The 11,886-nt window shown below is 70.8% G+C and carries 9 protein-coding genes; 3 read left to right on the top strand and 6 right to left on the bottom strand.

Going from position 1 to position 11,886, the window contains the following annotated elements:
* Genes D7Y11_RS27555 through D7Y11_RS27545 form a run of 3 tightly spaced genes read right to left on the bottom strand, consistent with a single transcriptional unit; the run spans position 1 to position 1,971 of the window.
* Positions 1-672 (bottom strand): hypothetical protein, encoded by a 672-nt coding sequence (locus D7Y11_RS27555; protein WP_233605236.1) that lies wholly within the window; start codon positions 670-672, stop codon positions 1-3.
* A gap of 23 nt (positions 673-695) precedes the next feature.
* Entirely contained in the window at positions 696-1,619 is a 924-nt protein-coding gene (locus D7Y11_RS27550; RefSeq protein WP_126935187.1) for an alpha/beta fold hydrolase, read from the bottom strand.
* Entirely contained in the window at positions 1,606-1,971 is a 366-nt protein-coding gene (locus D7Y11_RS27545) for a MerR family transcriptional regulator (protein WP_120580798.1), read from the bottom strand. The genes D7Y11_RS27550 and D7Y11_RS27545 overlap by 14 nt, the downstream gene beginning before the upstream one ends.
* Positions 1,972-2,239: 268 nt before the next feature.
* Here D7Y11_RS27545 and D7Y11_RS27540 point away from each other — a divergent pair, with 268 nt between their 5' ends.
* Entirely contained in the window at positions 2,240-3,439 is a 1,200-nt protein-coding gene (locus D7Y11_RS27540) for a sugar MFS transporter (protein ID WP_233597451.1), read from the top strand.
* 9 nt (positions 3,440-3,448) lie between these two features.
* Here D7Y11_RS27540 and D7Y11_RS27535 read toward each other — a convergent pair whose 3' ends face one another.
* Together D7Y11_RS27535 and D7Y11_RS27530 are read right to left on the bottom strand one after the other, a co-directional pair.
* The gene (locus D7Y11_RS27535; protein WP_121755528.1) at positions 3,449-4,822 is read right to left on the bottom strand and encodes a metallophosphoesterase; all 1,374 of its coding nucleotides are present in this window, start codon (positions 4,820-4,822) and stop codon (positions 3,449-3,451) included.
* Positions 4,823-4,837: 15 nt separating this feature from the next.
* Positions 4,838-6,310: a hypothetical protein gene (locus tag D7Y11_RS27530; protein ID WP_126935186.1), complete on the bottom strand. Its 1,473-nt coding sequence runs from the start codon at positions 6,308-6,310 to the stop codon at positions 4,838-4,840.
* 379 nt (positions 6,311-6,689) lie between these two features.
* Between D7Y11_RS27530 and D7Y11_RS27525 the strand changes: the two genes are divergently transcribed.
* Both D7Y11_RS27525 and D7Y11_RS27520 read left to right on the top strand, forming a co-directional pair.
* A complete protein-coding gene (locus D7Y11_RS27525; protein WP_120580802.1) occupies positions 6,690-6,887 on the top strand; it encodes a DUF6229 family protein in 198 nt (65 codons plus the stop codon).
* A gap of 119 nt (positions 6,888-7,006) precedes the next feature.
* A complete protein-coding gene (locus D7Y11_RS27520) occupies positions 7,007-9,871 on the top strand; it encodes a type 2 lanthipeptide synthetase LanM family protein (protein ID WP_126935185.1) in 2,865 nt (954 codons plus the stop codon).
* A gap of 53 nt (positions 9,872-9,924) precedes the next feature.
* On the opposite strand, the gene D7Y11_RS27515 is transcribed toward D7Y11_RS27520, so the two are convergent.
* Complete coding sequence (locus D7Y11_RS27515) at positions 9,925-11,742, bottom strand: DEAD/DEAH box helicase (RefSeq protein ID WP_126935184.1); 1,818 nt, start codon at positions 11,740-11,742, stop codon at positions 9,925-9,927.
* Positions 11,743-11,886 lie beyond the last annotated feature (144 nt).

Genomic DNA, 11,886 nt, shown 5'->3' with positions numbered 1-11,886 from the left:
CTACTCTCCGTAGGGATGGCTGACCCCGACGCTCGTCCACGGGGGTTGTCCTGCGTAGCACTGGTTGTAGACCTGATTCAGGCCAGAATGGAGGTCGGCCGGATAGGGGATGATGTTGTCCCAGTCGGTAGGGTTGCCACCGTGCTTGAGGTCGCGGATGTGGTGGGCCGGGTAGTTGTTCCCACTGGCGTCAGTCGGCCACTGGCCGAACTTCTCCGCCCATCGATCACGGAATCCATCTCGGATGGACTCCCACCGTCCCCGTGCTGTCGCGTTCTGGCTGACGCTCAGTGCTGGGTAGTTACAGCAACAGTTGGCGATACCGAACCTGCTCCCCGCTCTGAACATGTTGCCGTCGAAGTCCATCTTCACGTCCGCGATCCAGACGCAGCCTTGGAGCGCAAATCCCTCCCCGGTGCATTTGTCGCGGCAGTAGTTCATAAGCTGCGGACTGCACTGCCACGGGCCGTAGAAGATGTTCGTCCTGAACTGCCCACCGCCTGGGACCATGACCTGCGGCCCCACCCATCTGCGCACACCAACCGCCGAACCCATGGCGCCTTCAGTGCATGCGGACAAGGACAGCGCTCCGGTCAGCAGCGCAGCAACGCGGCGCCGTGAGGCATTGATCGTGTTTGTCATGCTGAGCACGGTATCGGTCGGCACCGACACGCCTGCCCTCAGAGGCCGCGGCTTCAGCGCAGTCCGTCCAACAGCGCGGCCAGCTTCTGGGGCTGGGACGCGAAGGGGGAGTGTGACGTGTCCAGCGTGTCCACGGTGAAGGCGTTGCCGGGTGTGAAGGCGTCCGCTTCGCGGATCATCAGGTCCTGGAGCGCGGGGACCAGGGCGCGGTCCTGGGCGCAGCGCAGGTAGCTGCGTGGGATGCGGCCCCAGCGCTCCTTGGTTGCGCCGACCTTGCCTATCCACAGGGACACCGGGATGTCGGGCGTGAGCGTGAGCGCGAAGGGCAGGAAGGCTGCTTCGTCCACGTCATGGTAGAAGCCCGCGCGCAGGGCCTCCCGGTACGCCGCATCACCGCGCGGATTGATCCGCACCGCGCCCAACTTCGCGGCGTCGCCAATGAAGAGTGACGCGCTGTACGGCGTGTGAGCCTCGGGCAGGGCGCCGTAGCCACTGGCGCTCTGGAGGCGCAGCGGGACGTAGGCGCTCAGGTACACCAGCCGGCCAATGAGGTGCGGGGCCTTCTCCGCCGCGCGGGTGATGACAGTGCCACCCGCGCTGTGGCCCACGAGCACGGGCTTTGCGCCGCCCTGGAGCTTCTCCATCGCGGCGACCACCGCGTCCGCGCAGTCGTCCAGCGTGACGTCGGCCAGGGGCGAGCGCTCCTCCTTGAAGCGCGCCGCGTCGCCCGTGAGATAGGACGCGGGGAAGCGCGCGTTGAGTCCGTGGCCGGGCAGGTCGATGGCCACGACCTGGTGTCCCTTCGAGGTGAGCGCCTCCGCGACACGCGTCCAGTGCAGGGCGTTGTGCCACGCGCCGTGGACCAGGAGGAACGTCCGGGGCCTGCGGGGTGCCTTCGCGGCCGTGGCCGCGAGCCCGAGGCCTGGCAACAGCCCCGTGCCCACGAGGGCTGTCTTCATCACGTCACGACGGTTCATGAGGGACTCCTTCGTTGGGGGGAAGCAGGGCCATGAGCCGCTCGCGCAGGCGGGCGAGGTCGAAGAGCTGCCGCTCCACCTCCGCCAGGCGCTCCCGGTGGGCGGCGAGCGCGTCCGGGCAGATGGCGTCCGTGACCTGCCGGAGCATGCACGGCGGGAAGGTGGCGATCTCCTCCAGGGAGAAGCCCAGGCGGATCATCCTCGCGACCTGCATGACCTGGGGGACGGCGACCTCGTCGAAGTCGCGGTAGCCGTTGTCGCGGCGGTGGGAAGCGACGAGCCCCGCCTTGTCGTAGTGGCGGATGGACCGCGCACTGCTGCCCGTGCGCCGGGCGAGTTCTCCGATGTTCATCCTGCGCTCCTGAATCCGGATGCCAGGACCCCCAACATCCATGGGGCCCCTCCCGGTCGAGCCGGTTCAAAACCTGTCCTACTGTCGGACAGGTTTCCGCGGTCCGCTCCCGGCGGGCAGACCCGGCCGGGTTCTTTCCTTCTCATTCCTGAAGACTCCATGGCCGAGAGCTTCGGGCCTGACACTGGTGTCAAGGTCAAGACCCCGGCGGGGGAATGTGACCGCGATGTCCCCACGGGATGTCCGACCGCGATCTACGGTGCGCCGCGTGAGCCCGTCTTCGCCCGTGCCCCGTCCGCGTCCCGCGCTTCTCACGCTTGCCTACCTGGCCTTCGTCAGCCTGGGGTTGCCGGACGCGGTGCTGGGGGTCGCGTGGCCGTCGCTGCGAAGCACGTTCGGCCTGTCGCAGGCGACGATGGGCGCCATCCTGGGGACGGCCGCGGTCGCGTACTTCATCTCCGGGTTGCTCGCGGGCCGGCTGATGCGGGCGATGAACCTGGGGCTGCTGCTGGCGCTGAGCACCGGCTCGGTGGCGCTGGGGCTCACGGGCTACGCGACCGTGCCCCTGTTCGTGCTGTTCCTGGCCGCCGCCTGCTTCATCGGCTTCGGTTCGGGCGCCATCGACTCCGCGCTCAACAACTACGCGGCCCAGAACTTCGGTCCCAAGCACATGAGCTGGCTTCACGCGGCCTACAGCGTGGGGGCCGCGGTCGGGCCGGTGTTGATGACCGCGCTGCTTGCTCGGGGGGCGGGTTGGAGGACCGGCTATGCGGTCCTCGCCGTGGTGCTGGGGACGCTGGCGCTGACGTTCCTGTTGATGCGCCGGTTGTGGGACGCACAGGTGGCGGCGCCCGGCGAGGAGCCTCGCGCGGAGGTGCCCACCGCGTCCGCCATGGAGGCCGTGCGCCGGCCCCGCGTGTGGCTGCAGATCTTCACGTTCTTCTTCTACACGGGCGTGGAGGTGACGGCGGGCCAGTGGAGCTTCACCGTGCTCACCGAAGGCCGGGGCCTGCACACCGCCGCGGCGGGCACCTGCGTGAGCATCTACTGGGGCAGCCTGCTGGTGGGACGCGTGCTGTCAGGCTTCGTCGTCGAACACATCGGTCCGGTGCGGATGCTGCGCGCGAGCACGGTGCTGGCGGTGGTGGGCGCGGCCCTGTTCGCGATTCCCGCCGTGCCGCCCGCGCTGGGGCTCGCGTTGCTGGGGTTGGCGCTGGCGCCCATCTTCCCTGCCCTGATGTCAGTGACGCCGCGCCGCGTGGGCCTGGATGTCTCCGCGCACGCGGTGGGCTTCCAGGTCAGCGCGGCGACGGCGGGCGTGGCGGCGATCCCCAGCCTCGCGGGTGTCATGGCGGAGCGATGGGGCCTTCAGGTCATCGCTCCGTACATGCTCGGGGTCGCCGTGGTGCTGGCCCTGCTGCACGGCGTGCTGTCCGCCATTGCGGATCGTCCCCAACTCTCCCGCTGAGCGCGGACCTCAGCTCCCGGCCGGAAGCTCCGCGCTGCGCAGTGTCTTCGGGCCCTGCTCCGTCCACTGCGACAGGCGCAGCGTCGCGCCTCGCGCCGAAGCGTTCGGCTCCACCTCCACGAAGGTGAAGCGCTGCTCCAGCTTCGCGTGCTTCTGCTTCGCCGGGTCCAGCGACGGATTGACCTGGAGCTCCGCGAGGTATTCGCCCCATTCCTCGTCGGAGGCCTCCGGGGCGGGGAGCCGCAGGAGGGAGATCCACGTGCCGGTGTTGGCGTAGAGGGGGCCGTCGCCCTCGTGCCAGCGGGCCGCGTGCGTGTGGCCCATCACCACCGCCTGCGGGTTGTACTTCTTGCCCAGCCGAGCGGTCTCCGCGAGCTCGTCCTTGCCGGGCTCCAGGGCGAAGTAGTCCGTGCCGGTCCTGCCAGCGACCGCGCGGTGCAGGCGTGCGTAGAACGCGAACCCCGCCTTGGCCAGCTTCAGCCGGGCACGGCCCAGGGCCTCCGGGTTGTCGAAGGCGTTGAGCTTCTCCGGGTCGAGCACCGACAGCAGGGCGTCCACCTCGTCGTCCTTCAGGTCCACTCGCGCCAGGCTGCGCGCCAGGTGCACGTCCGCGTCCGACCCGCCCACCGCGTCCATCGGTTCGAGCGCGAAGGCCGGCGCGAGGCCCCGGTTGTCCAGCAGGCGCCGGATGAGCGTGAGCGTCCCCGCGTTGAACAGGACCCGGAGCGCGTCGGGCTTCACGCCGAGCGCCACCATCACCGCGCCCTCGAAGTCCGGCTTGAGCAGGTCCATGTACCGCATGCGGTGCTGGTGCTTGAGCGGGTTGAGCAGCGTCTTCACCAGCACGGAGCCCGGCGGATAGCGGAAGCGGTTCGCCCGCTCCGACGACAGGAGCGAGTCGTAGTCGATGCGGTTCGCCACGTCGGTGTGCTCGCCGTGCGTCACCAGCACGCGCGAACCGCCGACCTCCAACTGCAGGGGCGCGGTGCCGTCTCGGAACTCCAGCCGCGAAGCGATGTCCTTGGGCTGGCCCAGCGCGGAGCGGATCACCTCCTGGACGTCCGGAAGAGCCAGCTCCAGGTCGTGGTTGCCCACCACCATCGTCGCCCGGCCTCCCGCGGCCAGCACCCGCCCGAGCGCCTTCAGCGCGGGCGCGGTCGCCGCGGATGTCACCAGCGCGCGGGCCTGCTCCAGCGTCCGCTTCGGGTCCACCGCCAATGGGTCGTCGTTGAGCAGGAAGTCGAAGCTGTCCCCGTTGAGGACGACGTGGGTGGGCGTGCGGGTGAAGGAATCGAACAGGGCGGGCAGCTCGGCGGCACCCGCGAAGATGTCGTAGGGGCCACCGTTGCCGAGGTGGAGGTCGCTGAGAATGAGCGTTCGCATGGGTCGATGCTCCTTTCAGGGAAGCGCCTGCAGGTCGTTGTGCCGGATGCTCACGGCGGGATCGCCGAGCACCACGTAGTTGCGAGCGTCGTTGCGTTCGATCCACCGGTGCAGCAGCTCGCGAGGCTGGAGCTTGCCGTTGGACGTGTTGGCATCCAGGTGCGTCAGCAGGATGTTGTTGGCGGCGGAGAACCGGTCGCGGAAGTCGCGCAGCGCGTGGCCCACCGGCATTCCCGCCATGATCTTCCAGAGCGTGTTGCGGAACGGGTGGATGGTCGTCTGGGTCATCTGCAGGGGCTTGATGGAGAAGCCCCACGCCCGCTCCACGTGGCCGATCACCGCCAGCGCGCCGCCGTTGGGATGGGCCAGGAGCCGCCGGGGCAGGGCCGCGACGAAGGGAGCACTCGCGAGCGCGTCACCACTGCGCGAGGCATGGAGCGGGAACTCGTCGTTCGCGGGCGTGCCCATGCCGAAGCAGGCGAAGAAGAACGCCACCAGGCCATGGATCCGCGCGTCGTCCTGGATGTCCGACGCCGCCACGTAGTGCGCGGGGGCCATCGCGCCAAATCCGGCCCAATCCTGGCTCAGCAGGGCGCCCTGTTTCGTGAGCTGGAGCGGATCATTCGCCTTGAAGCCCACGCCATGGGACGCGGTGAAGAGCACCGCCGGGCGCACGTCGCGGCCATGGAGCGCGGCCAGCAACCATTCACGGGTTGCGTCATCCTCGATGGCCTCACGGCTGGCGAAGCGGGCCTTCGCGGCGACCGTCTTCGACAGCTGGGGAGGCTGATCCAACGGCGCACCACGGGCGAGCGGAGCGACGAGGTTGTCCGCGCTGAGCTCCGTCGAGCGGTCCCCAGGGTGCTTGGGTCCCCACCAGTTCACCTGCCGGTGATTGGGCACGGAAGCGCCCGTCTCATACGCCACCACGCTGTCCGCATAGCGCCCGTACTCCGCGGGCGTGTCGAAGGAGAGCCGGCCCACGGCGTACGACAGGGAGAGCGAGTGCTGCACGTCGAACGGGATGACGTCAGGCCCGCCCACGAGCAGGAGGTAATAGGGAACGATGCTCGGCTCCACGTCGCCGATGGGCGCTCCGTGCCGCTCCAGGAACTGATGCGCCGTCTCACCGGACTGGTAGGTGAGGACGTGGCACCGGTCCGCTTCTTCCATGCGCTCGCGCCGATGGGCGATGAGCGGCTCCAGGCTCTTGCGAAGCTCCTCGGAGGCGGACGCCGGGAACACCACGCCCCAGCCGGCCTTCGTGTAGTCCTCCGGAGGCGCGTCGGGCGGCAGGCCGAAGCTGAGACGCATGGGGAGGAACTCAAGCCACTTCCTCCACGCTTCGAAATACGCGGCCTCACCCCGAGGCTCCGCCACCTCCGCGGCCGCGGGCAATGCGATGGGCGGCACCAGGTACTGCCCGGTGACGCCATCGATGCCGTTGAAGACCAGCGGATCTTCCGGGCTGGCGATGGGGCGCTCCACGTTCACCTCCTCCTCGCCATCCTAGGCGTCCCTGCTGACCTGGAAAGAGCGGACAGGGGCCCGGCTGTCAGGCCCCTGGCGTTCGCGGCAGCGGATGTCGCGTGGCGGGCTCGCTCTCCGACCCCGAGGCCGACCTGTCACCTGGTCCACGGTCTCCTCGTCCTCTTGGGCAGGGGGCCGACCGTTTCGTGGTGGCAATCCCTTATGCCGCGTTCGGATCCCGCTGGACTTGTGGCGTGCAGGCGCAAGTCATTGTGGGGTGTCTGACTTTGACCTGATGCGTCTGGCATTGCGGGGCGTGTCTGTGTTCACGTCCGCTCCGCGTCCGGCGCACATGGCACCCCTCGCCACGACCGTCCGGGCGCGAGGGAGAACACTCATGACGAAGAAGCCCAGTTTCCAGGATGTGGTGGAGGGCTGGCTGGCCGGCAATGAGGAGTCCCAAGGCATGACCAACCCCGCGGGACCGCTCTTCGTGGGAGGTGCGCGCACCGAACAGGCGCTCACCGAGTCCAACCTGGTGGCGGACACGGGCTGCAGCGGCTGCACCGCGTCCATCGACGTCCACTGTTGTTGATGCCAGCGGGCGGCTCCCGTCCGCCCGTCTGAAGCATCCCTCCGGCGCCGCATCCCGGTGCCGGAGGGCCTTCCGAGAAATCCCCTCATCCGGTCCCCACCCCCAAGGGAGCCCCACCCATGGTGCATGAGCAAGCGTTGACGGTCACCGAAGTCCCGCCCGCCGGGTGGCTCGCTCGCCCCGTGAACGTCTTGCTGGCGCCGCAGCTGGAGACGCTGTCGGAGCGGCTGGCTCGGATGGCGGACCTCTCCGCCCGGGAGCGCGAGGTCGTGGAGACAGCGGCCCGGCAGGCCGTGGGCTTCAGCGCCCAGCTCAAGCTCAACCGGGTGTTGCTCCTGGAGCTTCACGCGGCGGGGTTGGAAGGGTGGCTGGACGCCACGGACTCCGAGGGCCGGTGGAACCAGTTCCTCGACCGGGCGTGCACCTCCGGCTTCCACGCGCACCTGCGCGAGCGCTATCCGCCGCTCCTCGACCGGTTGGCCACCGTGGGCCGGCTCCAGGCCCAGGCGGTGTTGCGGCTCGCGGAGCGGTTCGTCGCGGACCGGGACGCGCTGTCCGCCTTGCCAGGCAAGCCTCGCGGCGCGCTGAAGCGGCTGCGGCTGGGCGAGGGCGATGCCCACCGGGGCGGCCAGACGGTCGCGTTGCTCGAACTGGAAGAGGGGCAGGTGCTCTACAAGCCCCGGTGCATGCGCGTGGACCGCGCGCTGGAGGGGCTGCTGTCGAGGCTGCTCGCGCCGGATGACGCCGCCACGCGCATCCGCGTGCCGTCCGTGCTGGTGCGCGCGGGCTATGGCTGGGCGGAGTTCGTGGAGCACCGCTTCTGCGAGGGCGAGACCGAGCTCGCGCGCTTCTACCGGAACCTGGGCCACTGGCTCGCGGTGATGCGCCTGCTGGGCGGCACGGATCTGCACTCGGAGAACCTCATCGCGCACGGGCCCGTGCCGGTGGTGGTGGACGTGGAGAGCCTCTTCACCCCGGACCCGCCCGTGCCCCCGGCGGAGCGAGGGCTGGCGGTGGACCTGGCGGCGAAGGCCATCCGGGGCACCGTGCTGCGGACGGGCCTGCTCCCCGTGCGCAGCGGAGGCCCGGGCCTGGGCGGATTGGACATCTCCGCGGCGGGTTCACTCCCGGGCCAGCAGCCGCGCATCCACGTGCCCACCATCGTGGGCGGCGGCTCGGACGCGGCCCGCCTGGGCATGACGTGGGTGGAGCGTCCGCCGTCGAGGAACCATCCCAGCCCGGAGCCCGTGCTCGCGCGGCATTGGGATCAGGTCGTCGGCGGCTTCCGTGAGCTCACGTCGCGGATGAAGTCGCTGGACGCGGACGGAGAGCTGCGCCCGCTGCTGGAGCCGTTCATGGGCGCGGTGGTCCGGCGCATCCTGCGGCCCACGCAGACCTATTCGGAGCTGCTGCGCATGCTCTGGCATCCGGCGTCACTGCACGACGCGCCGAAGGCCCGCGAGAAGGCACACGACGTGATGCGCCGCAACGCGGAGGTCTCTCCCGGTGCGCCGTCCTCGACGCCCGTCATCGAGGAGGAGCTCTCGGATCTGTGCGTGGGCGACATCCCGGTGTTCACGCTGCCCGTGACCCGGAGCGTGATCGACGCCACGGTGGAGGCGTGGCGTTCCGTGGATGAGTCGCTGGAGGAGATGACCATCCAGAGCACGTTGATCAGCGCCTATCTCAACGAGAAGGCCCTGCCTCCACGCGTCCCCGCGCCTGTCACTTCAGCGCGCAAGGAGCGCCTGGATGCGCGGCGCCGGGCCCAGCTGTCCACGCTGGTCCGCCGCGTGCGCGACGCGGCCGTGCGGGGTCCGGACGGCACGGTGACGTGGATCAGCCCGGTGCTCGCCGAGTACGGCTGGGCGGTGCGGCCCCTCTCCGCCGAGCACTACAGCGGGCAGGGCGGCGTCGCGGTGGTGCTGGCCCAGTACCTGCGCGAGGTCCACCACGGCCGCGCGGACGCGGTGGAGGGATTGCCCGCGCTCCTGGAAGGCACGCTCGCGGTGCTGCGCGCCACGGAGGACCGCGTGCCGGTGAAGTCGCCGGGTGGCTTCTCCGGGCTCGCGTCGCAGGTGTGGATCTGGTCCACGCTGCACGACCTGGGCGCCGTCCCCGGCGCGTTGGACCGGGCCCGCGAGCGCGCGGCGGTGCTGACGCCCCAGGTGCTGGATGCGGACGGACTGCTGGAGGTGCTGGGCGGCGTGGCGGGCGTCATCGTCCCGCTGCTCAACCTGGTGGACCAGACGGGCGAATCGAAGTGGCTGGACATCGCGGCGCACGCGGGGCAGCGGCTGGAGGACACGGCGCGGAGCGTGGCGGGGGACGCGCGGTGGTCCACGTCGATGTTCCCGGAGCCCATCGGCGGCTTCGCGCACGGCACGGCGGGCATCGGCTGGGCGTTGGCTCGGCTGGGCCTGAGCGCGGCGGGGACGGCGGCGGACCGGCGCCGGTGGCGCAGCCTGGCCGAACGCGCCTTCGACTTCGTGGACGGGCTCTACCGGCCGGACGTGGGCAACTGGACGGACCTGCGCCGCCCGGACGCCACGGATCAGCTGACGACCTGGTGCCACGGGAGCACGGGCATCGGCCTGGCGGCGGCGGACCTCTTCGCGCGCACGGGGCTGCCGCGCTACGAGGACCTGTTCCAGCGGGCCCGGGCCGCGGCCGTGCGCGAGGGCTTTGGCTGGACCCACACCCTGTGTCACGGCGACCTGGGATTGTGGGAGCTGATGGAGACGGCGCGGCGGCTGTCCTCGGAGCCGCTCGGGCAGGAGCGGGAGACGTTGGACGCGGAGCTCATCTCCGGCCTGGAGGCGCGGGGGCCGGTGGCGGGGCTCGCCCGTGACGCCTTCTCGCCCGGGCTGATGGCGGGGCTGGGCGGCGTCATCCACACGCTCTTGCGCATGCACCCGGAGAGCCGGATCGCGTCGCCGCTGCTGCTGGGGCGCGCGCGGGACCTGGACCCGGACGCGGTCTGACGCGTGCGTCACCGGCCCGCCCGTGACGGGTGGCCGGTGACGCGAAAAGGACGTCAGTCGCGGGTGTCGCGGCGCACGGTGACCTTGCGGCCGCGCAGCGTGGAGCCCTTCAACGCGGAGATGATGCGCGCGGCTTCCGGCTCCGGCACCTCCACGATGGAGTACATGTCCGCGATGTGGATCGCGCCGATGCGCGAGGAGTCGAGCCCCGCCTCGCCCGCGATGGCGCCCACCAGGTCCGCCGGCCGCATGCCCGCGGTGCGGCCCGCGCCGATGAACAGGCGAGTGACGTTCCACTCCGGCGCGCGCGGGGGACGCGCGGGGGCCCGCTCGGCCCGTTCGCCGCGCTCAGCCCGTTCGCCGCGCTCGGCTCTCTCTCCGCGCTCGCCCCGGTCGGCGGTGCGGGGGCCTCGCGACGGGCGCTCGGCGTCCCGGTCCGCGAACTTGCCCGGAGGACCGGAGCGCTCCGTGCGCGAGAACTTCCGCTCCGCCGGCGCCGACACCTGGGGAATGTCCTGCTCGGCGGAGTCCTTGCCCTCGTCCTCCTTCTCCTGGAGGAGCTTGATGGCGGCGGCGGCCACGTCCATGACGCTGAACTCGCCGGACAGGTCCTCCGCGATGCCGCGGAACGCGTCCAGCTCCCCGCCCACGAGCGCCTCGCGAAGCGACGAGCGGATCATCTCCAGCCGGCGCGCGCGCAGGTCCGACACGGTGGGGACCGCGGTGACCTCGATGCGCTGACCGGTGAGCCGCTCGATGTTGCGCAGCAGGCGGTGCTCGCGGGGCTCCAGCAGGGTGATGGCCACGCCCTCGCGGCCGGCTCGGCCCGTGCGGCCGATGCGGTGCACGTAGGCCTCCGGTGCGTTGGGCACGTCGAAGTTCACCACGTGCGTCAGCCGGGGGATGTCCAGGCCGCGCGCCGCGACGTCCGTGGCGATGAGCAGGTCCGCCGCCTGCGACTTGAACTGCTTGATGACGCGGTCGCGCTGCTCCTGGCTCATGCCGCCGTGCAGGGCGTGGGCGCGCCAGCCCCGGCCGTTGAGGGACGTGGTGAGCTCATCCACCTCCGTGCGCGTGCGGCAGAACACGATGGCGGCGGTGGGGGACTCCAGGTCCAGCACGCGCCCCAGCGTGGCGATCTTGAACGCGCGCGGGACGATGTAGGCCGTCTGCCGGACGCGCGGCATCTCCCCGGCCTCCAGCTTCTCCTTCTCGATGCGCACGCGCACCGGCTGGTGAAGGTGGCGCTCCGCGATGCTGGCGATGCGCGGGGGCAGGGTGGCGGAGAACAGCGCCGTCTGCCGCTTCTCGGGCGTCTCGGAGAGGATGGCCTCCAGGTCGTCCGCGAAGCCCATGTCGAGCATCTCGTCCGCTTCGTCCAGGACCACGGTCTGCACCTGGTCCAGCTTCATCGTCTTGCGGCGCAAGTGGTCCAGCGCGCGGCCCGGCGTGGCGACGATGACGTCCACGCCGCGCTTGAGCACGCGCAGCTGCCGGCCAATCTCCTGGCCGCCGTAGAGCGGGAGCACGCTGACGCCCAGCTTCTGGCCGTAGCGGTGGATGGCCTCGGACACCTGCATGGCCAGCTCGCGCGTGGGCACGAGCACCAGCGCGGAGGTGCTGTGCGGTCCGGCGGCGCCGGGCTTCAGGTGCTGGAGGAGCGGGAGCGAGAACGCGGCCGTCTTGCCGGTGCCCGTGGCGGCGATGCCCAGCAGGTCCTTCTGGGCCAGCAGCGGCGGGAGCGCGGCGGCCTGGATGGGGGTAGGCTCTTCGTAGCCGAGCGACGTCAACGCTTCGACGAGCTCGGGCTTGAGCCCGAGGGCTTCGAAGGTGGGGGTTTCGGGGGGAGCGGGAGGCGGGGGAGCTTTCACACGGCGGCTTGTACCACTTCCGAGCCCGGGCGGAGGACTTGGGACGTCGGGTACGTCCGGGGCTGTACGAAGGACCGGTCCTTCCGGGCTTTCACGCCCCGCCGCGAAGGTGCGGAGCCAGGAGCGCCGCGACGGCCCCTGTCC

It is taken from the genome of Corallococcus sp. AB018 (assembly GCF_003986945.1).
GTDB classification, from domain to species: domain Bacteria; phylum Myxococcota; class Myxococcia; order Myxococcales; family Myxococcaceae; genus Corallococcus; species Corallococcus exiguus.
This window is presented reverse-complemented; position numbering and strand designations above follow the sequence as displayed.